The sequence below is a fragment of the Streptomyces sp. NPDC001903 genome (assembly GCF_042891345.1).
Classification (GTDB): domain Bacteria; phylum Actinomycetota; class Actinomycetes; order Streptomycetales; family Streptomycetaceae; genus Streptomyces.
The window spans coordinates 173,344-194,067 of record NZ_JBIASZ010000012.1 but is presented as its reverse complement, the minus strand read 5'-3'; the positions used below and the strand labels follow the sequence as shown (position 1 = coordinate 194,067).

General features: G+C 70.2%; 22 protein-coding genes. 9 read left to right on the top strand and 13 right to left on the bottom strand.

Features of this window, described 5'->3' with window-relative positions:
• Positions 1–282 precede the first annotated feature (282 nt).
• From ACFYZS_RS25700 to ACFYZS_RS25685, 4 genes are all read left to right on the top strand, one after another.
• Positions 283–1,815 carry an APC family permease gene (locus ACFYZS_RS25700; protein WP_389016949.1) on the top strand — a complete coding sequence of 511 codons (1,533 nt, stop codon included), beginning with the start codon at positions 283–285 and terminating at the stop codon, positions 1,813–1,815.
• A 15-nt stretch (positions 1,816–1,830) separates the two neighbouring features.
• Entirely contained in the window at positions 1,831–3,468 is a 1,638-nt protein-coding gene (locus ACFYZS_RS25695; protein WP_389016946.1) for a flavin monoamine oxidase family protein, read from the top strand.
• Between the two features lie 116 nt (positions 3,469–3,584).
• Positions 3,585–4,439, top strand: coding sequence for a patatin-like phospholipase family protein (locus ACFYZS_RS25690; RefSeq protein WP_389016944.1), 855 nt, complete (start codon positions 3,585–3,587; stop codon positions 4,437–4,439).
• Between the two features lie 223 nt (positions 4,440–4,662).
• Positions 4,663–5,187, top strand: coding sequence for a VOC family protein (locus ACFYZS_RS25685; RefSeq protein WP_389016941.1), 525 nt, complete (start codon positions 4,663–4,665; stop codon positions 5,185–5,187).
• Between the two features lie 97 nt (positions 5,188–5,284).
• Here ACFYZS_RS25685 and ACFYZS_RS25680 read toward each other — a convergent pair whose 3' ends face one another.
• From ACFYZS_RS25680 to ACFYZS_RS25660, 5 genes are all read right to left on the bottom strand, one after another.
• Positions 5,285–5,503: a hypothetical protein gene (locus tag ACFYZS_RS25680; RefSeq protein WP_389016938.1), complete on the bottom strand. Its 219-nt coding sequence runs from the start codon at positions 5,501–5,503 to the stop codon at positions 5,285–5,287.
• Between the two features lie 62 nt (positions 5,504–5,565).
• Entirely contained in the window at positions 5,566–6,441 is an 876-nt protein-coding gene (locus tag ACFYZS_RS25675; RefSeq protein WP_389016935.1) for a hypothetical protein, read from the bottom strand.
• Positions 6,442–6,645: 204 nt separating this feature from the next.
• Positions 6,646–7,908 (bottom strand): FAD-dependent oxidoreductase, encoded by a 1,263-nt coding sequence (locus ACFYZS_RS25670; protein WP_389016932.1) that lies wholly within the window; start codon positions 7,906–7,908, stop codon positions 6,646–6,648.
• A 199-nt stretch (positions 7,909–8,107) separates the two neighbouring features.
• Positions 8,108–9,151 carry an aldo/keto reductase gene (locus tag ACFYZS_RS25665; protein WP_389017258.1) on the bottom strand — a complete coding sequence of 348 codons (1,044 nt, stop codon included), beginning with the start codon at positions 9,149–9,151 and terminating at the stop codon, positions 8,108–8,110.
• Between the two features lie 154 nt (positions 9,152–9,305).
• Positions 9,306–9,860 (bottom strand): DUF6434 domain-containing protein, encoded by a 555-nt coding sequence (locus ACFYZS_RS25660; protein WP_389016929.1) that lies wholly within the window; start codon positions 9,858–9,860, stop codon positions 9,306–9,308.
• A 152-nt stretch (positions 9,861–10,012) separates the two neighbouring features.
• Here ACFYZS_RS25660 and ACFYZS_RS25655 point away from each other — a divergent pair, with 152 nt between their 5' ends.
• Positions 10,013–10,621: a hydrolase gene (locus ACFYZS_RS25655; RefSeq protein WP_389016926.1), complete on the top strand. Its 609-nt coding sequence runs from the start codon at positions 10,013–10,015 to the stop codon at positions 10,619–10,621.
• 78 nt (positions 10,622–10,699) lie between these two features.
• Here the strand turns inward: ACFYZS_RS25655 and ACFYZS_RS25650 are convergent, their stop codons facing one another.
• Entirely contained in the window at positions 10,700–11,260 is a 561-nt protein-coding gene (locus ACFYZS_RS25650) for a hypothetical protein (RefSeq protein WP_389016923.1), read from the bottom strand.
• 232 nt (positions 11,261–11,492) lie between these two features.
• Positions 11,493–11,984 carry a hypothetical protein gene (locus tag ACFYZS_RS25645; RefSeq protein ID WP_389016920.1) on the bottom strand — a complete coding sequence of 164 codons (492 nt, stop codon included), beginning with the start codon at positions 11,982–11,984 and terminating at the stop codon, positions 11,493–11,495.
• 604 nt (positions 11,985–12,588) lie between these two features.
• Between ACFYZS_RS25645 and ACFYZS_RS25640 the strand changes: the two genes are divergently transcribed.
• Positions 12,589–12,897, top strand: a complete 309-nt coding sequence (locus ACFYZS_RS25640; protein ID WP_389016917.1) for a DUF6247 family protein — start codon at positions 12,589–12,591, stop codon at positions 12,895–12,897.
• A 150-nt stretch (positions 12,898–13,047) separates the two neighbouring features.
• On the opposite strand, the gene ACFYZS_RS25635 is transcribed toward ACFYZS_RS25640, so the two are convergent.
• The 3 genes from ACFYZS_RS25635 to ACFYZS_RS25625 all read right to left on the bottom strand — a co-directional run bounded on the left by ACFYZS_RS25635 (position 13,048) and on the right by ACFYZS_RS25625 (position 14,606).
• Positions 13,048–13,629 (bottom strand): hypothetical protein, encoded by a 582-nt coding sequence (locus ACFYZS_RS25635; protein WP_389016914.1) that lies wholly within the window; start codon positions 13,627–13,629, stop codon positions 13,048–13,050.
• A gap of 107 nt (positions 13,630–13,736) precedes the next feature.
• Entirely contained in the window at positions 13,737–14,294 is a 558-nt protein-coding gene (locus tag ACFYZS_RS25630) for a GNAT family N-acetyltransferase (protein ID WP_389016911.1), read from the bottom strand.
• Between the two features lie 72 nt (positions 14,295–14,366).
• Positions 14,367–14,606 carry a hypothetical protein gene (locus ACFYZS_RS25625; RefSeq protein WP_389016908.1) on the bottom strand — a complete coding sequence of 80 codons (240 nt, stop codon included), beginning with the start codon at positions 14,604–14,606 and terminating at the stop codon, positions 14,367–14,369.
• Between the two features lie 546 nt (positions 14,607–15,152).
• Between ACFYZS_RS25625 and ACFYZS_RS25620 the strand changes: the two genes are divergently transcribed.
• Positions 15,153–16,649, top strand: coding sequence for an IMP dehydrogenase (locus tag ACFYZS_RS25620; RefSeq protein WP_389016905.1), 1,497 nt, complete (start codon positions 15,153–15,155; stop codon positions 16,647–16,649).
• A 36-nt stretch (positions 16,650–16,685) separates the two neighbouring features.
• Here ACFYZS_RS25620 and ACFYZS_RS25615 read toward each other — a convergent pair whose 3' ends face one another.
• Positions 16,686–17,045 carry a DoxX family protein gene (locus ACFYZS_RS25615; RefSeq protein WP_389016902.1) on the bottom strand — a complete coding sequence of 120 codons (360 nt, stop codon included), beginning with the start codon at positions 17,043–17,045 and terminating at the stop codon, positions 16,686–16,688.
• Between the two features lie 46 nt (positions 17,046–17,091).
• Complete coding sequence (locus ACFYZS_RS25610) at positions 17,092–17,586, bottom strand: cupin domain-containing protein (RefSeq protein ID WP_389016899.1); 495 nt, start codon at positions 17,584–17,586, stop codon at positions 17,092–17,094.
• Between the two features lie 81 nt (positions 17,587–17,667).
• Here ACFYZS_RS25610 and ACFYZS_RS25605 point away from each other — a divergent pair, with 81 nt between their 5' ends.
• The gene (locus tag ACFYZS_RS25605) at positions 17,668–18,519 is read left to right on the top strand and encodes a LysR family transcriptional regulator (RefSeq protein WP_389016896.1); all 852 of its coding nucleotides are present in this window, start codon (positions 17,668–17,670) and stop codon (positions 18,517–18,519) included.
• Positions 18,520–19,074: 555 nt separating this feature from the next.
• Here ACFYZS_RS25605 and ACFYZS_RS25600 read toward each other — a convergent pair.
• On the bottom strand, positions 19,075–19,635 hold the full coding sequence (locus tag ACFYZS_RS25600; RefSeq protein WP_389016893.1) for a TetR/AcrR family transcriptional regulator: 561 nt from the start codon (positions 19,633–19,635) through the stop codon (positions 19,075–19,077).
• Between the two features lie 127 nt (positions 19,636–19,762).
• Here ACFYZS_RS25600 and ACFYZS_RS25595 point away from each other — a divergent pair, with 127 nt between their 5' ends.
• Positions 19,763–20,662, top strand: a complete 900-nt coding sequence (locus tag ACFYZS_RS25595; RefSeq protein WP_389016890.1) for a hypothetical protein — start codon at positions 19,763–19,765, stop codon at positions 20,660–20,662.
• Positions 20,663–20,724 lie beyond the last annotated feature (62 nt).

Here is a 20,724-nt window from a genome sequence, read left to right as displayed (position 1 = left end):
GGAGGAAGGCAACCTCCGGAACCCGGTGGACGCGATGAGATCAGGGTCACCGGGCCGGCCCCGTCGAATCAACTTGCAGCGTTTCCGCATCGAATCTCTCCGCCCGGATGTCAGGCGAGGCGGCGGGGCAAGGGGGGTCGCCACGGCGCAACCCGGCACCACGAGGAGACCTTCGACTCGACAACTCGTCGTCCGCGCACCGGAATTAGCGGGCCGACTGCCGATTGTGGTGTACGTCACCCGGGGTGAGAGTGGGCGCCCTCACGACAGGAACGAGGAGCCATGAGCACGGATACCGGCACGGGAGGCGACGCACCCCAGGTGCAGCGGCTCAAAGCCAACTCGGTGGGCCTGGTGGGCGTCGTCTTCATGGCCGTCGCCACCGCCGCCCCCATCACCGCGATGACCGGGAACCTCCCCATCGCCGTGGGCTTCGGCAACGGGACCGGCGCCCCCGCCGGCTACCTCTTCGCGACGGCGGTGCTGACCGTCTTCGCCGTGGGCTACGTCGCCATGGCCAAGCGGATCACCGCGGCAGGCGCCTTCTACGGGTACATCTCGCACGGCCTCGGCCGGATCGCGGGCATGGCCTCCGGCATGCTCGCGGTCCTCGCCTACATCGTCTTCGAGGCCTCGATCGTCGGTGTCTTCTCCTACTTCGCCAAGACCACCGTCCACGACCAACTCGGTGTCGAACTGCCCTGGGTCGTCTACGCGGCCGCCATGCTGGCGGTCACGGCCGTGCTCGCGCATTTCGACATCAACCTCACCGCCAAGGCGCTGGGAGTGATGCTCGTCGCGGAGATCGCCGTCCTCTTCGCCGTCGCCACCGCCGTACTGGTCGCCGGCGGCGGCCCGGACGGCATTCCGCTCGAACCGGTGAACCCGAAGAACGCCTTCACCGGCACCTCCGCCGGACTCGGGCTCTTCTTCGCCTTCTGGTCCTGGGTCGGCTTCGAATCCACCGCCATGTACGGGGAGGAGTCCCGCGACCCGAAGCGGGTCATCCCCAAAGCCACCCTGATCTCGGTCATCGGCGTCGGCCTCTTCTACATCTACGTCTCCTGGATGACCATCGCGGGCAACGGCCTGGCCGATTCGGTGCAGCTGTCCGCCTCCGCGAGCCCGCTCGACCTGTTCTTCGCACCCACCCGGACCTTCATCGGCGGCTGGGCCGTGGACGCCTTCCAGTGGCTGCTGCTCACCGGCTCCTTCGCCTGCGGCATGGCCTTCCACCAGTGCGCCGCCCGCTACCTCTACGCCATCGGCCGCGAGGGCTTCCTGCACCCCGCCCTCGGCCGTACGCACGTCAAGCACGGCTCCCCGTACATCTCCTCCGTGGTGCAGACGGCCATCGCCACCGGCCTGGTCGCACTGTTCTGGCTGACCGGACAGGATCCGTACATCCACCTCTACACGCTGCTCGCGATCCTCGGGACGATGGCGATCCTCATCGTCCAGACCCTGTGCTCCTTCGCCGTGATCGGCTACTTCCGCAAGAACCACCCCGAGGACCGGCACTGGTTCCGTACCTTCACGGCTCCGCTGGCCGGCGGCATCGCCATGGCCGCCGTGGTCGTCCTGCTGCTGGTCAACATGCGCACGGCGGCCGGGCTGGCCGCGGACTCGTTCTTCTTCACGCTGATCCCGTGGATCGTCGGCGCCGTATTCTTCGGCGGCCTGGGACTCGGCCTCTGGCTCAAGTACAAGGCCCCCGAGCGCTACGAGATCATCGGCCGCGTCGTCCTGGAGGACGCGGCCGAGCGCACCGACGAGCACCCCGACACCCCCGCCCCCTTCGCCGCGAACATCTGAGGAGCCACCACCGCCATGGCCCGTACGCCACTGATGCACGCGCTCCGTCGGCTCGCCGCCGAACACGCCGCCGCCCGCCGGCTCGGCCTGCCCGTCGCCGAAGTCCGCGGCTCAACCCGCCGCCAGCTCCTCGGCCGGGCCGCCGCCCTCGGCCTCGGCGCCGCCGTCGCCTCGGCGGCGGGCGCCTCCGCAAGCGCCCAGGCGGTGGAGGCCGTGCCCGAGAAGAAGCCCGTCACGCCCGCCCGCGTGGCCGTCGTGGGCGCCGGGATCTCAGGGTTGACCGCTGCCCTCACGCTCAAGGACGCGGGCGTCGCCTGCACGCTCTACGAAGCTAATCCGAGCCGCGTCGGCGGCCGGATGTGGAGCCAGCGCTCCCTGTGGGCGTACGGGCAGACCTCCGAGATCGGTGGTGAGCTGATCGACACCAGCCACAAGAAGATCCTGGAACTGTGCCGCCGCTTCAACCTGCCCGTCGAGGACTTCCTCGGCGGCGGCCCCAACGGCGCCGAGGAAATCCTCCGGTTCAACGGGGTCTACTACGCGCGCAGCCAGGCCGACGAGGACTTCAAGGCCGTCTACCAGGCGCTGCGCCGGGACCTCCAGGAGGCCGGCGAGGTCTCGTGGAACGCCTCGACCCCGGCCGGGACCGCCCTCGACAACATGACCCTCCACGAGTGGATCGAGACCCGGGTCCCGGGCGGCCACGGCTCGCAGCTCGGCCGATTCCTCGACGTCGCGTACAACGTCGAGTACGGGGCCGACACCGACCGGCAGTCGGCCCTGGCGCTCGTCCTGCTGATGGGCTACCAGCCCAACCCGGGCAACTTCAACGTCTGGGGTCTGTCCAACGAGCGCTACCACATCATCGGCGGGAACGACCGGCTGCCGAACGCCATGGCCCAGGCCCTGCCCGCCGGTTCGCTCGTGATGGGCCGCGAGCTGGTCGCCCTCCGGGTCTCGGCCGACGGCACCCAGACGCTCACCTTCAACGACGCCGGCGCCACACGGACGGTGGTGGCCGACCACACCGTCCTGTGCCTGCCGTTGCCGATCCTCCAGCGGATCGACATCACCGGGGCCGGGTTCGACCCGCTGATGACGAACCTCCTGCGGGATGCCCGCATGGGCTACTGCACCAAGCTCAACATGCAGTTCAGCAGCCGCCCTTGGCGCGGCACCGGCCCCTGGCCGGGGGTGTCCGCCGGCGACTGCTTCACCGACAGCGACGTCCAGCAGACCTGGGACACCACCAAGGTCCAGCCGGGCAACGCGGGCATCCTCCTCCAGTACGGCGGCGGCAGCCTGGCCGGCTCGCTCACCCCCGGCACCCCGTTCGCCACCGATTCCGACCCCTACGTACGCACCCTCGCGGGCCGGATGCTCACGGGGATCGACTCCTTCTTCCCCGGCACCAAGGCGGCCTGGACCGGCCGGGCGCAACTGTCCGCCTGGCACCGCAACCCGTACTCCCTCGGCGCGTACTCGTACTGGCCGGTCGGCTACCTGCACAAGTACGCCAAGTACGAGGGCACCGCGCAGGGCCGGATCCACATCGGCGGCGAGCACTGCAGCTACGACTTCCAGGGCTTCATGGAAGGCGGAGCGACGGAGGGGGACCGGGCGGCGAAGGAGGTGATCGCCGCCCTGACCTGACCTGACCTGACCTCCAAACTGCTTCACCATGAACCGGGGAGTGCTCCCCGGTTCTGGTGCTATCGTGCTCCCTGGAAGCGGGGTGTTATCCCCGTTTCAGCTCGGGGAAGGGGAGCGTGATGGATACGGCCTTGGTGCTCGGTGGCGGGGGAGCGGTCGGCCTGGCCTGGACGGTCGGAATGCTTGCCGGACTGCAGCAAGCGGGCATCGACCTCTCCGGCGCGGACGTAACGATCGGAACCTCCGCGGGCTCCGTGATCGGCGCGCGACTCGCCTCCGGAGTGAGTGCCGAGGAGATGTACCGCGAAGAACTCGACGGAGCGCCGGAGATCGACGTCACCGTCTCCTTGGGCCAGACTGCCCGATTCCTGTGGGCCGCCCTCGGATCCCGAGATCCGCGGCGTTCCGTTCAGCGCCTGGGACGTGCCGCGCTGGCCTCCCGTACTGTTCCGGAGTCGGCCGTCCACGACGCGGTCACTGTGCTGCTGTCCGGTGTACGGGACTGGCCCGCCGCAGCCTTGCGGGTGACCGCCGTCGACGCCCGCACGGGGGACTTGGCGGCCTTCGACTCCGCCTCGGACGTCACCCTCCCCGAGGCGGTGGCGGCGAGCTGCGCCGTGCCGGTGGTCTGGCCGCCCGTCGCTGTGGGCGGCCGCCGGTGGATGGACGGAGGCAGTCGTTCGACCGCCAATGTGCACCTCGCCAAGGGCTTTCGCCGCGTCGTCGCGATCACTCCCGTCCCCAAAGCCGTCGGCCCTCACCCGAGCGCGACTGAGCAGGGGAGACAACTCGCCGCAGATGGGGCGCTGGTGGCCGTCATCACCCCCGACCGGTCGGCGCGCAAGGCCTTCGGTCGCAACATGCTCGACCAGACCCGCCGGGCCGCCGCCGCCCGGGCGGGCCGTGACCAGGCGGCCTCCCATGCAGACAGCGTCCGTGCGGTGTGGAACGACTGGCGGGTGTCGCTCTGATCGGGTGGTCGGTCGATCGGCTTCTGCTGGACGGGTCGCCCGGCCACCGGACCCCGTAGCGGTCACAAATCCCGACTGGCTCGAGGCCTCACAAGACGCGGCCGCAGTGCTTGCGGCCGCGGGTGTCCACGCGACTCCGAGAGACACGCCTTCTAGGCCGGTAGTTGTCCTCATTGGGTTCTAGGGTCGTCACATCGCGAAGCCCCACGAGAGGACGAGACCGATGAATGACACTGCACCCGAGGGCTACACCAGCGTCGCACCGTGGGTGGTCACCGACGACACCGGCGCATTGCTCGACTTCATCACCGCCGCTTTCGACGGCGAAGAACTCGCCCGGGTGCCGGTCGAGGACGGCAGCATCGGCCACGGCGAGATCCGCGTCGGCGACACCGTTGTGCTGGCCTTCGACCGACGGCCCGACTGGCCGGTGATGCCCTCGCTGCTGCGCGTCTACGTGCCTGACGCGGACGCCGCCATGGCGGCCGCGCTCAGGCACGGGGCGCAGGTGATCACCGAGGCCGCTGACAGCGCATGGGGGGATCGCGGCGGCCGGGTGCGCGATCCGTTCGGCAACATCTGGTGGGTGATGAGCCGGGTCGAGGACGTCGCACCGGACAGGGCTTGGGAGCGCATGTCCGAGCCGAAGTACGCCGAAGCGATGCGCATGGCCCAGGAGACTCTGGATGCCGCGCTGAGCGGCCGAAGGTCAGGGGTGGCCAGTGCCCCGCAGCGCCCGACCCACTGAAAGTGCCCGTACGGTCCGCGGCGCGCCGGGTCCGGCTTCAAGGGTGCGCCCGTGCGCCCGGTCGGGCACTGCTCCGACCGGGCGCGGTCCAGTACTCTCAGGCTTCGCCTTCTTCGCCCCCGGATGCCGGGCGATCGTGGTCACCCTGGCGCTTCCGGCGATTCTCACGATCGGCTTCGTCGAGCTCTCGCATGCGGCGCTCGACGCCTTCCTTCAGGCTCTCCCGCTCCGGCGGCTCGGGCTTGGGCTCGGGCCGCTGGATCATCTTGCGCAGGCGCTCCGCGCGCTCCTTGCGCTGCTGGGCGTCCTCGCTCACGACAGCCTCCCTGTCAGGCGGGCTGAGGGTCCTACGCCAACGATTGTCCTCCTCACCTCGCCCTACTTCCTCTTGGTCTTGGCTTTGAAGGCGTTCGCCGCCGGGTTCGCCCCCTTCAGCCGCTCGATCTGGGCGCGCCATTCGTCGGCCCGGGCGCTGGTGGACTCGTCGGTGCGGGCCGTGAGGGTCCGCGCGGCCAGGTAGGGCTTCGAGGCGGGACCGCTGGCGGCCAGGCGGCTGACGGTCTTGGTCTGGGCGTCGATGGCCTCGCGGATGCTGCCGCTGCCCGACAGTTTGCCGAGTTTGTGGAACGTCGGCGCCTTGCCCTTGAACCAGGTCTGCTGCCACCACTCGTCCGTGACCGGGTCCCGCCAGCTGATGTATCCGCCGCGCAGGATCGTCCGGGGCGCCGAGATGTGACCGCCGAAGCTGTAGCGCACGCCTGGAACGGTGACCGGATCGTAGAAGCGCGGGGTGAAGAAGTCGGAGACGAGCTGGCCGTTGACGGTGTAGCCGAACTGCTCCGCCTCCGAGGGATCGGCGACCTCCACGAGGAACTCGACCTGTCCCTGGTCGGGGTGGGGAGACTTGCCGGACACGAGACGGTTCCCGAACGGGTCGGCCAGCATTTCCAGCATCTCGTGGCTCGCGGTCAGCGACCAGCTGTCGCTGAACTCGATCAGGGAGAACGGCTGTCCGTTCTCGTCCGTGTGAAACCCTCCCGCGTCGGGTACGTCGTCGACAACGATCAGCGGCCAGTACCCGACGGGAACGTCCTCCAGGCTGTCGAAGGCATCCACTGTCGCGTTCACTTGCCACAGCGGTGAGAAGTCGCGACTCGCCTGTTTCTGGAGCGCGGCGGCGACGCGGTTGAGCTGTGATGGACTGATCTCGTTGATCTTGGTTTCGGGTACGAGCGCGAGCTGGTTGATGAGCATGGTCGCGGCTGACCTTCCGTTTCGGGGACAGCGGCGGCTTGGAGCCACTCCGGCTCCCACGGCCGCCAGACCCATCGAGCTTCACCGAGCGGCGGCCCGATCATGCGGGCACACGTCCGAACGTGGGGAGATTCCAGTCGAATGGCGGTTTACGAAGAGCGTTGGCCTGAACCTTTGCTGAGGCCCTGGTGCGTTCGAGGCCGGTCAGGGCGTACCGGTGGCTTCGAGGTCGGCGATCACCTCGCGGGCCGCCCGCGCCCCCGAGGCGAGTGCTCCCTGCAGCGAGCCCGTTGCCCGGTGGTCCCCGCAGACGTAGCGGCCCGGAGCGAAGCGGGTGCTGCGGCTCAAGAGCAGGGGCGGGGGCATGGCGGGCAGGGCGCCTCGTACCGTCACGCGGTGCACCGGTTCCCAGGTTCCGGTGTCCGCGCCGTACGCCTCGGCGAGGGCGGTGAGTACGGCGTACTCCTCCACCGGCCCCGGCGTGCCCAGCACGGAGGTCGACACCAGGGCCCTGCCGTCGCCGGAGTAGCCGGGCTGGACCTCGGTCAGGACGCATGTGTTCAAGAACCTGCGGCGGGCGTCGACCAGCAGGGTGGGCTCGGGCAGAGGTGAGCGTCCGACAGCGTGGTAGAGGGTCGTGACGGTCCGGCCCGCAGGCGGTTCGAGACCGGGCAGCAGGCGTGCCGCAGCACCGGCTCCGGTGGCGACGACGACGGCCCGCGCACGCAGTTCCCGGTCGGCGAGCACCATTCCCCCTGGCGTCAGCTCTGTCACCGGCGACGAGGTGCGCAGCACCTCCGGGGGCAGCCCGGCGGCGAGTTGTGCCGTTACGGCGCCGATGCCGTCGCGGGGCAGACAGAGCGTGCCGCGCAGCATGCTGCGCCAGACCAGGTGGAAGAAGCGGGCGGAGGTTTCCAGGGAGTCCTCCAGGAAGACCCCTGCCAGGAAGGGCCGGAAGAACGTCTCGACGAAGTCCTCGGAGAACCCCGCGTCGGCCAGGGCGGTCCGGGTGGTGACATCAGACCGGGCCCGGATGCGGGAGGCGGGTGCCAGCGCGGCGCGCGCCGACAGCACGCCGAACGCCAGCAGGTCGCGCGGCTTGACCCGACCGCCCGTGAGCAGAGCCATGCCGTCGCGCGGGCGCCGCGTGGGATCGGCGAGGCGGATCCTCCCTTCGTCGGTGTGGACCAGCACCCCCGGAGTGAACGGTCGCAGGAAAAGGGAGGGCAGGTCGAGGCGGTGCCGCACTTGCGGATAGGAGGTGTTGAAGACCTGGAAGCCGCGGTCGGCGGTGAAGCCCGCGACGCGGTCGGTGCGGATGCGGCCGCCCACCGTGTCCTCCGCCTCCACCAAGCGCACCCGCAAGCCGGCCTTGGCAAGGTCGGCTGCGCACGCCAGCCCGGCGGCACCCGCGCCGATGACCACCACGTCGTGCCTGTCGCGCCCGGCGTCCTGAGTCTTGGCCACGCATGCCCTCGCATTCCTTGCCCGACTGGGGTTGCAGCGGCTGCCACCAGGCTATGCGCGGACTCCTGTGCGACGACGCCGGACGCGCCGCCCGGTACCTTCCGGACCCTTCCCCATGGGTGCACCGGCAGCTCGCAGGAATCGGCGACTGCGGGCTACTCGTAGCCGAAATGGGCACCCGCCAGGGGAACGACCCGGCTCAGCGGTCCCCGACGGGACGGCGACGCAGGGCAGGATCCGTGAGCGCGACGGGCTGCCAGACGCCATCGGGGTGGTACAGGTTGGTGCCCGGCGGCACGATCTCGTCGATTCGGTCCAGCACCGCGTCGTCGGGTACCACCGATACCCCCTTCAGCAGGGAGTCCAGCTGCTCCATGGTCCGCGGCCCCATGATCACCGAGGTGACCGCCGGGTGTACCAGCGGGAAGGCCACCGCCAGTTCCGGCAGGGTGCAGCCGAACTCCGACGCCACCTCGATCAGTTCTCCCGCGGCAGCCAGTTTGGCGGTGTTTCCCGGAATCGCCGGATCGAACCGCGCGGGCGTCAGCGCCGCCCGGCCGCGGCTGAGGTCGACCTCCCGGCCGGCCCGGTACTTCCCGCTGAGGAAGCCCGAGGCCAGGGGACTCCAGGTCAACACCCCCATGTCGTAACGCCGGGCGACCGCCAGCACGTCCCTTTCCACCCCGCGCGCCAGGATCGAGTACGGCGGCTGCTCGGTCCGGAACCGGGGCAGGCCGCGCCGTTCGGCCACGTGGTGCGCCTCGGTGATCTCCTCGGCCGGGAAGGTGGAGCAGCCGAAGGTACGGATCTTGCCTGCGCGCACCAGGTCGCCCAGCACACCGAGGGTCTCCTCGATGTCAGTCCGCGGGTCCGGCCGGTGGACCTGGTAGAGGTCGATCACATCGGTGCCCAGCCGGGTCAGGCTGTCCTCCACCGCCCGTGTCAGCCAGCGCCGGGAGTTGCCACCGCGATTGCGCCCCTCACCCATCGGGAAGTGGCCCTTGGTGGCGAGCACCACCTCGTCCCGACGCTTTCCACGCAGGGCCTTTCCGACGATGGTCTCGGACTCCCCGGCCGAGTACATGTCCGCGGTGTCCACGAAGTTGATGCCGGCGTCCAAGGCCGCGTGGATGATCCGTACGCAGTCCTCGTGGTCGGGGTTCCCGACCGCCCCGAACATCATCGTGCCCAAGCACTGCACGCTCACTTCGAGCCCTGTTCCGCCCAGGAATCTGTATCGCATGGTCATACGGGCGGACCCTACGACCTGGAGTGCACTCGAACGCAACCATCACCCGCGTGAGACGGCAAAGCGGCGGGGACGGCGCGGATGGAGCCGTCGACGGCCTCCTGGTCGAAGGCGCTCATCCGGCGGGGCCCGGCCCTGGCTCGGCGGCTCAGTGCCTCGGCAGGGCGCGGTGGTCCCGCCAGGCGGACAGGGCCTGCTCCCGGGTGCCCTCAGGGTGGCGGGCGTGCCAGTCGCGCAGGAACCGGTTGAACTCGAACTGGGCGGCGACCTCCCGGGGTTCGGCGGCCCGGGCGCGGGTGGCGTGCCAATGGGCGACGGCTTCGGCGAGGGTGTGTCCCGCGTGCTGTGCCACGTAGTCGCGCATGAAGGCGTCGAAGTGGAAACCGGGCCCGATCTCGCGGACGAAGAACTCCCGGAGCACCTGGCTGCAGGGCTGTCCCTCCGGGATCACGGTGTCGCCGTCGACGGGGGCCGCGAGCCGGCGCCCGCCGCGGCGAGGGGCACGCACCGGCTCCGGCGGCCGGTTCCCGTCGAGTGCGGCGGCCAGCCGGGCCGTCACGGCCACCTTGCCGCCCCCGGCGGACAGGCCCATCTCCCGGGCGAGCGCCGAGAGTTCCGCCAGGGTCCAGTACCAGCGCAGCAATTCCGCCCCGGTCAGCGCCGGGGTCAGGGCGGGCCGGTTTTCGTTTTCCTTCGAACTCACGTTCCTATTCTATAGGGCTGCCGCCGAGGAGCCACCGACCGGTCGTCGCCGTCGCCGTCGCCACGCCGGTCGACGGGGCCGGTCCGCGAACGGCGCGCGGGCCGGGTTTCATGGGCAGGACCGCGAATCCCGGACCGACCGCAGGAGTCCCGATGACCGCCGCAGCCGACCGCACCGCCCTGACCCTCGACGACGGCACCGCCCTGGTCCTCATCGACCTCCAGCAGGGCATCCTCGCGCTGCCGACCACCAGACCCGCCGGGGAGATCCTCGCGAACGCCGTCGCGCTCGCCGGGGCGTTCCGCGCGCACAAGCTGCCCGTGGTACTGGTCAAGGTCGCCTGGTCGCCCGACGGCGGCGACCTCCCCACCACCGACGTCGACCGCCCGGGCCCGGCCACCGCCCCGCCCGCCGCCTTCTCGGAGATCCCGGCCGAGCTCGCCGCCCTCGGCGACGTCGTCGTGACCAAGCGCCACTGGGGCGCCTTCACCGGGACCGAGCTCGACCTCCAGCTGCGCCGCCGCGGCATCCACCGGATCGTCCTGGCCGGCATCTCCACCAGCGTGGGCGTCGAGTCCACCGCCCGTACGGCCTGGGAGCACAGCTACTCGCTGGTCTTCGCCGAGGACGCCACCGCCGACACGGATCCCGCCTCCCACGCCCACTCGTTCACCAAGATCTTCCCGCGCATCGGCAAGGTCAGCACGACCGCCGAGGTCGTCGCCGCCCTCGACGCGCGGTCGGCCGGCCGGAGCCGATAGGCGGCGCAGTCGAAGCCGACGTCGAGGGTGCCGCCTGGGCGGTCACGCGCCGACCGCGGTCTCATCTTGTCGTCGACGCTACTGGCGTCGCAGGACGGTGCCTCCGTCGATGACCCAGAGGCTGGCGGGAACCGCGCCGCACTTGACGACTTCCGAGTGCGCCTCGGGGTTGGCCCAGTTCCAGCCGACCCGGCGCTGGTTCTGCTCGTCGGGCGGGTGGAAGGTGAGGCCGGCCTCGGGGTGCCGGCCCTCCTCGAAGAGGTACGGATCGCCCCCGAACGGGGTGACCACGATCTGGGAGATCGGCCCGGTCACGGTGATGGCGCCGCTCCCGTCGACGGTCAAGCAGTCGACGTCGAACTCGGCCCGGGTAGTGCCGGTCTTCTCGAACACATGCTGTACCACGACGTGCCCCCGGGCGTGGCCGCCGACCGTACGGGCGCTGACCGACGCAGTGAGCCGCTCGCCCGGGTTGGGGCCCGGGCCGCGCTCGTTGAGCAGGGTCCAGCTGTGCAGTGCGAGGTGCTGGGCCTGTGCGGGGGTGGCCGGCGCGACCGCGGCCGCGGCGGTTCCGGCCACACCGGCCGCGAGGGTCACGGCGGCGGTGGCGAGCGCGAGGGCGGTGGTGAGCTTTCGCATGGCCAAACCTCACTGGGGAGAGGGGCGTCGGGAGGTTTCCCGACTGCCTCCAACCTCCCACCTGACCGCCGGTCGCGGCTTCCGCCGCGAGTAGGGAGCGGGCCCCCCGGGCGGGGGACCGGCTCCTCCTCCGCCCGACGGACCGTGTGGCGTGTCACCGTGCGGCGTGGCTCATCGCGTTCAGGGCGAGGCCGGCCGGAGCAGGTGAGGGGTCAGAACTCCCTTACTCCCTTTACCCGTCGGCCTCTGAGCGGCGACCCCCGTACGAGGCGGTCAGGGCGTCGGCAACGGCGGCTGCATCTGCGTCGGCTACGCCTGCCGGGTATTCGGGCAGCAGATCGTCCCAGACGGGCAGCCACGACCCGTACAGCTGGGTCTGTCCCTCGGGCCGGGCGAAGAACCACACGTGAAGGTGTGCGGACCCGTCCCCGATCCGGTAGACGTGGGCCCGAGAGACATGGGCCAGTGCCTGCACGTGGCGGACGATGTGAGTGGTGAGCACGCCCAGCTCGCCGGCCAGTTCGTCGGGCAGATCGGCCATGTCGTAGTGGTCGCGGGGGTACAGCATCAGCACCAGCGGCACACCGACGCCCGGTATGCGGGCCAGTCGCCACTTGTCGTTGAACCAGATGCCTTCGTTGCGCGAGCGGCACTCATCGCAGTCCGCCGGGTCTTCGCCGTGCCGTCGGGGCTCGGGCAGGACGGGCGGGCGGAGCGCGGACACGCGTAGCCCATCAGCTTCGAAGGGGCTGATGTCCCATCCGGTCATGCGCGCCAGCGGGAGCCGAAGATCATCGTCCGCAGCCGCACGTGCGTGCTCGTAGAACTCATCAGGTCGCAAAGCCATGATCGTAAGAGTAGCTGTGGGCTGCAGACGGCGGGCGGCTCGCCGGAATCAGCGGATTTCGGCGGTCGTCGGGCCTGGGGCTGTACGGATTCTTCAGCCGGTCATGGCGGGCTCATAGGTACGGGTACTCATGTGCGGGGCCGCTGGTGCTGCCTACCTTCGGAGGATGTCCACAGATTCGACATCACCAGGGCCCAACGCGGGGAAGCGCGGCGGGTGCTGCTGCCTGCTACCCGCCGTTCTCCCCGTCGCCTGGCTGCTCGCCGCCGCTCTCCTGCCAGGAAAGTTGGGCGAGTCGGTGGGTTGGGCACCGATCTGGCTGGCGGCCGTGCTGTGGAACGGCGAAGACGGCCGGGGCGGCATCAGCCACTTGCTCGGCTAGGGACGGTCAGGTCTGTCCGCGGAGCGGAGGTGGCAGAACCCCTCCTCCCTCCACCGCCGCGGCCGCTACCGTGGCGGTAAGACCCGCCTGGAGGAGCCCGTGAGCGCTCAACCCGCCGACCACGCACCCGTCCCGCCGTACGCGCCCGCCCCGGGCGCCGCGGCCGAACTCCGTGCCCTGCTGCTCGCCGACCGGCGTGCGGAGACGTGGGTGCCGGCGTTCGAGCGGGACTGGGCCAAGGCCCTGGAGGATGCCCGCGACTCCTTCAGCCTCACCCCTTTGCATGAAGTGGTGCGCACCTGGCAGTTGCGCGTCGCCGCGGCCCCGGCCGTAGACGCCTTCATGGATTCCGGCCGCGACGAGTCCGGGTTCGTGGACCTGGACGACGTCCTCGGTCGCCGCCGGTGACCGGTCGGTCGTGGGCGGTCCGTCTGTCCCCGCAGGCCGCCAAGACGCTCGCCGAGCTTCCCGACCCGGCCAGGGAGATGGTCCGCGACGTCCTGGACATCGTCTGGCTCGGGTAGCAAAGCCTGCCTTGCCCTCGGCGGTACCAAGGGGTCAGCGCATGCGGACGGTGACCTCGGGGAGCGGTATGTCGGACAGGTTGAGCTGGAGCCCGGTCAGGGTCAGGTAGGTCTGCGAATCGGTCAACGGGGAGGTGGTGGAGGGCGCCTGGGTCTTCCCGCGCGTACTCACCAGCAGGTACCACCCCCCGCGCTTGTAGCTGCGGGAGGTGTCGGCGCCGTCGCCGTTCGGGTTCAGCGTCCAGCCCTTGCGTTCCAAGTCCGCACAGATCGCCTTCATCTCCGACTGTGCGGCGGTCTTCTCGCGGACGGCCATCCAACCGGTCCTGTTCGAGTTGGCGCCGGCCGCGCCGGTCGGGCGGCCCTGCGCCGGGTCGAGGCCCGCCGCGCTGACCGCGGTCCGAATCACCTCATCCACCTCGTCCCGTGTGAGGGGCGGTGAGGTGGACTCCGGTGCGGGCGCCGCCGTGGACGGGGGCGGCGTGGGTGCGGGCGCGCCCAGGTGAATGCGCCCGTCGTCGTCTATCTGGACGTGGTCCGGCATGACCACGGCGGCCAGACTCACGATCAAGGTCGCGGCCAGCCCGATCCACACCCTCTTCAACAGCGCGTTCAACGCGAAACTCCCCCCGAGTGATCATTCAGAGGGAGTCTCACACATCGGCACCCCGGCCGGCTCCCGCCCGTCGGCAGCTCTCGCCGCCCGTGCTGGCGCGGGCTGCCTTACGTCTCCGCCGGGGGCGGGGCGGACGTCCGCGCGGCGGAGGGTGGGTCGGTGATCGCCGTCGTGTCGGTCCAGGTGATCTCGAAGTATCTGACGCGTTCGTCTTCTCCGGTCGGCCGCATGCCGGCCGCCGTCATGACGTGCTGGGACGCGATGTTGTCGTGGTCGGCGTCGCCCTTCACGCGGGAGACGCCGCGTGCCCGCGCGAACAGCAGCAGTCCGCGGAGGGCTTCGGAGGCGTATCCCTTGCCCCTCGCCGACGGGACGAGGCCGTAGCCGATCGTGACGCTGCCGTTCTCGTCCGCAGGTCCGTGGAAGTCCACGCCGCCGATCGCCAGACCGTCCTCGCGGCGACGGATCTCGTAGTTGCCGAACGGCTGGGGATCACCGGTGTCGGCGCAGATCCCCAGGAAGCGCCTGGCGGCGGACACGTCCCCGTCGGTGGGATATCCGGGCGCCCACCGGGCACCGCTGTCCGACTCGCCCGCCACCAATTGCTCAGCCTCGCTGACGGTCATCGGATGAAGCACGAGCCGCGCCGTCACAAGATCGTCCATAGTCGGGAGGAGTATCACGCGGGGCACCCGGGCCGCACGTGGATTATCCGACGCGCATTTCGTCAGGCATGGTCAGCCCTGGGTGCGGTGGCCCTTGTACGCCGGGCAGTTGCACTGCTTCCCGTTGGGTTCGGTTGCGTCGATGTCGAACAGGTCGCTGTGGCAGGGACCGGTGCCCGCGTCGTGCTCCCCGGGCAGGTGGTGACAAGTGCGGCAGGCATCCGGGTACAGGCACCAGAGGGCGACGATGAACACGAGCAACGGCACGGCGCCCATGCCCAGCATCACCAATGCCTCCGGATCGCCGCTCACACCGAGCCCCTCACACCAGCCACTCGCCGGATTCCCAAGGAGACGTCCCGCTCTCGCAGCGGCACAGTGCGGTACGGGATGCCCCGCATTCCTCGCACGGCTCAGGTCCGGGGCGGTCGTCGACCGGCTCGTCCTCACGCCAGAACAGGGTGCAGCCGCAGGCCGGTTCGCGGTCGGGGGCCCCGAGGCAGCGCCGAAGGGAGGGCGCGTGGACCCCACGCGTGTGCCCGCAACCTCCGCACGGACGTGCCGACATGCCAACTCCCATACAGAGAGTGTGGCGTGCAACTCCGAGCCTGGTCGAGGCATTCGACCAAAGGGCGGTTGTGCTGCCGGTGACGGCCACGATTCGTGCAGCGGCTGAGTGATCGATAAGGTGTCAGGTCACGACCGCACCCCGTTCGATCAACGGGCCGGTCAGGGCTCTGCCGCAGTCGGTGGCACCTCCACGGCTGCCGTGCCGATCTCTGCCTGCCCGGGCCCTGGGACGGGGGCGGTCCTCACGGCGGGGCAGCCGGGCCCCGGCCGACGGGTCAGGAGGAACAAGTGGCACAGATCGTCGCCGAGGTCTCACGGACGTTCAACGAGTTTCTGCTTTTGCCGAACCGGACTCGGACCGACTGCTCGGCGGCGACGGTTGACTTGCGTACGCCCCTGGTGCGGCACATCGCGGGCGAGGCGTCGGCGATCGAGCTGCAGTCCCCGTTCACGTCCGCGATCATGCAGGCTGTCAGCACGCCCGATCTCGCGATCGCGCTCGCGCGAAACGGTGGTTTCAGCTTCCTCCACCACAACCAGGCGATCCAGGACCAGGCTGCGGCGGTCCGCCAGGTGAAGAACTTCAAGGCCGGGTTCGTCACCAGCGATACCAACGTCCGCCCCGACGACAGCCTGAGCCTCCTGGTCGATGTCATGCGCCGCACCGGTCACAGCACCGCTGCGGTCACCCACGACGGGACCGCAACCGGGCGCCTGCTCGGCCTGGTGACCTCCCGGGACTTCCATCCCCAGCGTCATGATCTGGACGGACCGGTCAGTGGCCGGATGACCGCTGTCGCCGACCTGGCCCATGGCGGGCCCGACATCACGCTTTCCGAGGCCAACGCACGGCTGTGGGACGAGCGGCTGGACTGCCTCCCGGTGCTGGATACCGAGGGTCACCTGCAACACCTGGTGTTCCGTTCCGACTACGCGGACAACAAGCGCTTCCCGAGCCAGGTCGTGGACGCTGCCAAGCGTCTGCGCGTGGGCGCAGGCATCAACACCCACGACTACCAGGAGCGCGTCCCGGCCTTGCTGGAGGCGGGCGTGGACGCGTTGTGCTTCGACTCGTCCGACGGCTACAGCGACTGGCAGGCGCAGGCTCTGACCTGGGTGAAGAAGCACTATCCGGAGATCCCGGTCGGCGGCGGCAACGTGGTCGACGGGGAGGCGTTCACCTTCCTCGCCGAGGCGGGGGCGGACTTCGTCAAGGTCGGGGTGGGCGGCGGCTCCATCTGCATCACTCGGGACCAGAAGGGCATCGGACGCGGCCAGGCCAGCGCGGTGCTGGACGTCGCCGCGGCCCGGGACGCCTTCCGCGAACGCACCGGCGAGTACGTGCCGATCTGCTCCGACGGCGGGCTGGTGCACGACTACCACGTGGCCCTGGCGCTGGCGATGGGGGCCGACTTCGTCATGATGGGACGCTACTTCGCACGCTTCGACCAGGCGGCCGGCGCGAAGCTGCCCACCCGGGACGGCTTCGTGAAGGAGTACTGGGGTGAGGGCTCGAACCGGGCCCGCAACTGGCAGCGCTACGGGCAGGGTGGCCAGGGGCTGATCTTCGAGGAAGGCGTGGACGGCTACGTCCCCTACGCCGGCGACCTCAACGAAGGGCTCGCCCTGACCATCGCCAAGCTCAAGACCACCATGGTCTCCTGCGGTTCCACCACCCTGCCGGAGTTCCAGTCCACGGCCCGGCTGACCCTCGTTTCGGACCAGAGCTTCCAGGAGAGCCACGCCAACGTCACCCTGCGGGACACCCCGGCGACGGTCTCCTGACAAGCTGCCGGGTCCCTACACGAGGACTCTGCCCCGTCACAGGCCGGTGGCCAGCCAGATGGTCACAGCCGCAGAGGTGATGAGTCCGACGTTGAGTGCGATCCGGCGGTCTCCGCCGGTCAGGTGGACGGCGATCGCCCCTGCCTGGAGGAGTACGAGGCCGCCGGCCGCGGCCGCCGCCAGCGGCAGGGCGATGCCCGTCAGCGGCGGCAGGATCAAGCCGGTCGCGCCGAGTACTTCGACCGTCCCCAGCGTCCTGAGGGCGGGCAAGGGGATGCGGTCGACCCAGGACATCATCGGCCGGAGCTGATCGCGGCTGCGGATCACCTTCAGCGTGCCCGCGTAGACGTAGAAGAGAGCGAGCAGTCCCGCAACGATCCAGTAGGCGATCTTCATGATTCCCGTTCAAGAGTCATCGGTTCACGGCAGCCAGTCGACTGCTTCAGCCGAGGTCGGTGGAAGGCTCGGTCGCGTAGCGGCTCATCGCGTCGACATTCGCCTGAGGCGTCAACGGCCGTCCGTCGGCGAGTACTTCCTGCAGGTCCCGGAAGTACTGCACGTACAGGTCGGGGGTGAATGTGCTGAGCAGGACGGCGGGTTGGTCGGTGAGGTTGGCGAAGGTGTGCGGGGTACCGGGCGGAACCATCACGAGCGTGCCCGTGGCGGCGTCGTGGTCCTCGTCCCCGACGGTGAACCGGACGGTCCCGGAAAGGACGTAGAAGCCCTCGTCGTGCCGGGCGTGGCGATGCTGCGGCGGTCCCTGGGTGTGCGGGGCGAGGACGGACTCGGCGATGGCGAGGCGGTGTCCGGTGTGGCTGCCGTCCTCCAGAACGCGCATGCGCGTGGTGCCCAGAACGATCGTCTCGCCCTCGCCGGGACGCACTACCGATACGGCGGGGTCGGTCTGCGGCGCGTTGGCCTCAACTTCTTCGGTCATGCTCACAAGTGCACAGCCGGGGACCTGCCGGCGTCCAAGACCCATCCTGCCGCGCTGATACCCCATGGGTATCGTGACAGCGTGGAGCTACGAACCCTGCGCTATTTCGTGGCCGTCGCCGAGGAACTCCACTTCGGCCGGGCCGCCACCCGACTGCACATGAGCCAGCCGCCGCTGAGCCGGGCGATCAAGAGGTTGGAGGCCGATGTCGGGGCCCTGCTGTTCGCCCGCTCACCCACCGGCGTCACGCTCACTGCGGTGGGCGCGGTGCTGCTCGACGAGGCGCGGGCCCTGCTCGACCACGCCGACCGTGTCCGTGTACGCGTCAGCGCGGCAGCCGGCGCCGCGACCATCACCGTCGGCATCCTGGGCGACGGTACCGATCCGGGAGTGTCCAGGCTGGCCGCGGCCTTCCGCCGAACCCACCCCGGCATCGACATCCGCATCCGCGACACCGATCTGACCGACCCGACGTGCGGGCTGCGCACCGGACTGGTCGATGTCGCCCTCACTCGGGCACCCTTCGACGAGACCGCCCTGACGGTGCGTGCGCTGCGAGCCGATCCGGTCGGTGTGGTCCTGCGCGCCGACGATCCGCTGGCCCGCTGCGATCGGCTGCGGCTGGCCGAGCTGAGCGACCGCCGCTGGTTCCAGTTCCCGCAGGGCACCGACCCGATCTGGCAGTCGTACTGGAACGGCGGCACGCTGCGCGAGGGCCCCGTGGTGCGCGCCGTCCAGGAATGCCTGCACGCCGTGCTGTGGAACGGCACGGTCGGCCTGGCCCCCCTCGGACACGACCTGCCCGCGGAGCTGGCCGTGGTACCGCTGATCGACATGGCGCCGAGCCGAGTGGTGGCGGTGTGCAACGAAGGCCACACCAACCCGTTGATCCGATCCTTCATCGAGATCGCGGCAGCGGCCTACCGTCACTGAGCGCCGGCAACGGGTGCTGCCGCTGCTCGTGAACGATCAATGGACGGCCCGCATCACTGACGCTTGCTCCCGTTTACTGCTGGTTCACCACGGTCTTCGCGAAGAGCGCGGACGACCATCACGAAGGGCTGATGCGATGAGGACGCGGGACCTGAAGTTCGGTTTGTAAGCAGACGAGCAGGGGCTGGAATGGGTCAAGAAATTCGTTGAGGACGCCGTGGGCTCCCGGAGCGCCCGGATCGTCAGTGAGACCGTCGCACGCACTGTTCTCGGGAGCGAGCTGTCGACCGCTGACGTGTACGACTTTCTGGCGGAACAGTGGGCCGTGGAACATCCTGCCCAGAGCAGCGGCGCACGGCACCTGACCGAGCTGCGCGTCCACTTGGTGTGCTCCCTGCGGACATGGCGGGCGATCCGCAAGACAGTGATCAAGACTCTTTGTCCAGAGGGAACGGCCCCCCACGCGTGCCGTGTTCCGTGGATGGCCGCCTGAAGCACGACAGGGCGCATGGCCACCCGTGTGCCACGGGTGTCCGGGTGGCCATGCGCCCGCGGTCACCTGAACAGCAGTTCGGTGAGCGATCGGAAGACCTCCTCGGGGGCCTGGTCGCCCAGCGGGTCGTTCAGGTTCCGGCTCAGCAGCAGCGTGGCGAAGCCGTGGGCCAGGGACCAGGCGGCGATGCCTGCCAGCCGGGCGTCGTCGCCCCGTCCCGTATCGGGCAACTGGGATACGCCCAGGCGCAGTTGCTCACCGGTACGCTGCCTGGCGGCCGTCAGGTCCGGGTCGTCTCCGCGTAGCAGTTCCGGCTGGAACATCACCTGGAAGTGCGCCGGGTGCGTCATTGCGAACCGCACGTAGCGCACGCCTCGTTCGCGCAGCTCCGGCGCGTCCGCGAGTGCCTCCGCGAGGAAGTCGTAGCCTTCCGCCGCGATCGCGGTGAGCAGGCCGGCACGGTCCTTGAAGTGATGCGCCGGCGCGGCGTGCGAGACACCGGCGCGGCGTGCGAGGTCGCGCAGGCTCAGGGCGCCGGGGCCCTCGGCGGCGATGACATCGAGGGCCGCGGTCAGGACGGCATGGCGGAGATCGCCGTGGTGGTAGGTGCGCTGACTCGTCATGGTGAGCAGAGTACGCAGAGTCTAGACATTGACAAGTTCGACAGGCGTGAGCAATCTAGTCACCGTCAAGTTCGAAGCGGTCGAGCCCGGGTGTGCACGGAACCGGCGAGCCTGTTGAGGAGATGTCATGACGGACCAGAACGCCGTATCGGATGGAATCGAGCTCGGTCGCGTACGGCACTTGTGGCAGCTCCTCGAGCCGCTGCACGCCGTGCTGTACTACGCGCCGGAATCCTTCGAAGAGGCGGCCGGGCTCGGCTTCGACATCGGTGAGCGGTGGCCGAGCTACTTTGCCTGGCGGGCCGCGCCGCTGGGGGCGGCCGGACGCGGTCGGGTTGCTTCCGCGTTCTACAGCTTCAGCCCGGAGATGGTCGGGCGGTACGTCCCCGCCGCATGGGACGTCGCGTCCCCCGAGGCCGTCCTCGCCGCCCGCGAGCGGGCCGTCGACCGTGCCTACCGTGCGCTCTTGGGAGACCGCATCGACAGCCTGGAGCTCGCGGAGGCCGCTGACCTGGCCCGTCGCGCGGCCGAGGCTGCCGACGTCGGGGGCCGCCCGCTCGCCGCCGCCAATGCGGCCCTGGCCTGGCCGGACGCCCCGCACCTCGTGCTCTGGCAGGCGGCGACGATCCTGCGCGAGCACCGCGGGGACGGCCATGTCGCGGCTCTCCTTGTCGCGGGGCTCGACCCGGTGGAGGCACTCGTGTCGTTCGCCGCAATCGGGGCGGCGCCCGAGGAGACCTTCCAGAGCCGGCAGTGGAGCGCGCCGGACTGGGCCGCCGCGCGTGAGCGCCTCATCGGGCGCGGTCTGCTGGAGCCTCGCGGCGACGCCGCGACGGCGACCGAGTCGGGCCGTGCGCTGCGCGCGAAGGTCGAGCGCCGCACGGACGAGCTCGCCGCGGGGCCCTGCGAGGCGCTGGGCTCCGACGGTCTGGCGCGGCTCGCGGACCTGCTCGGCGAGTTCTGGGTCGCGGTGATCGGCTCGGGGCTGCTGCCTGGGACGACCACGTTGGGCATCGGCAGAGCCTGAAGATCTCGTGAGCCCGCCCTTCTCTCGGTTGGACCGGCATCCGGCGCGCGGTGCTCCTGCCG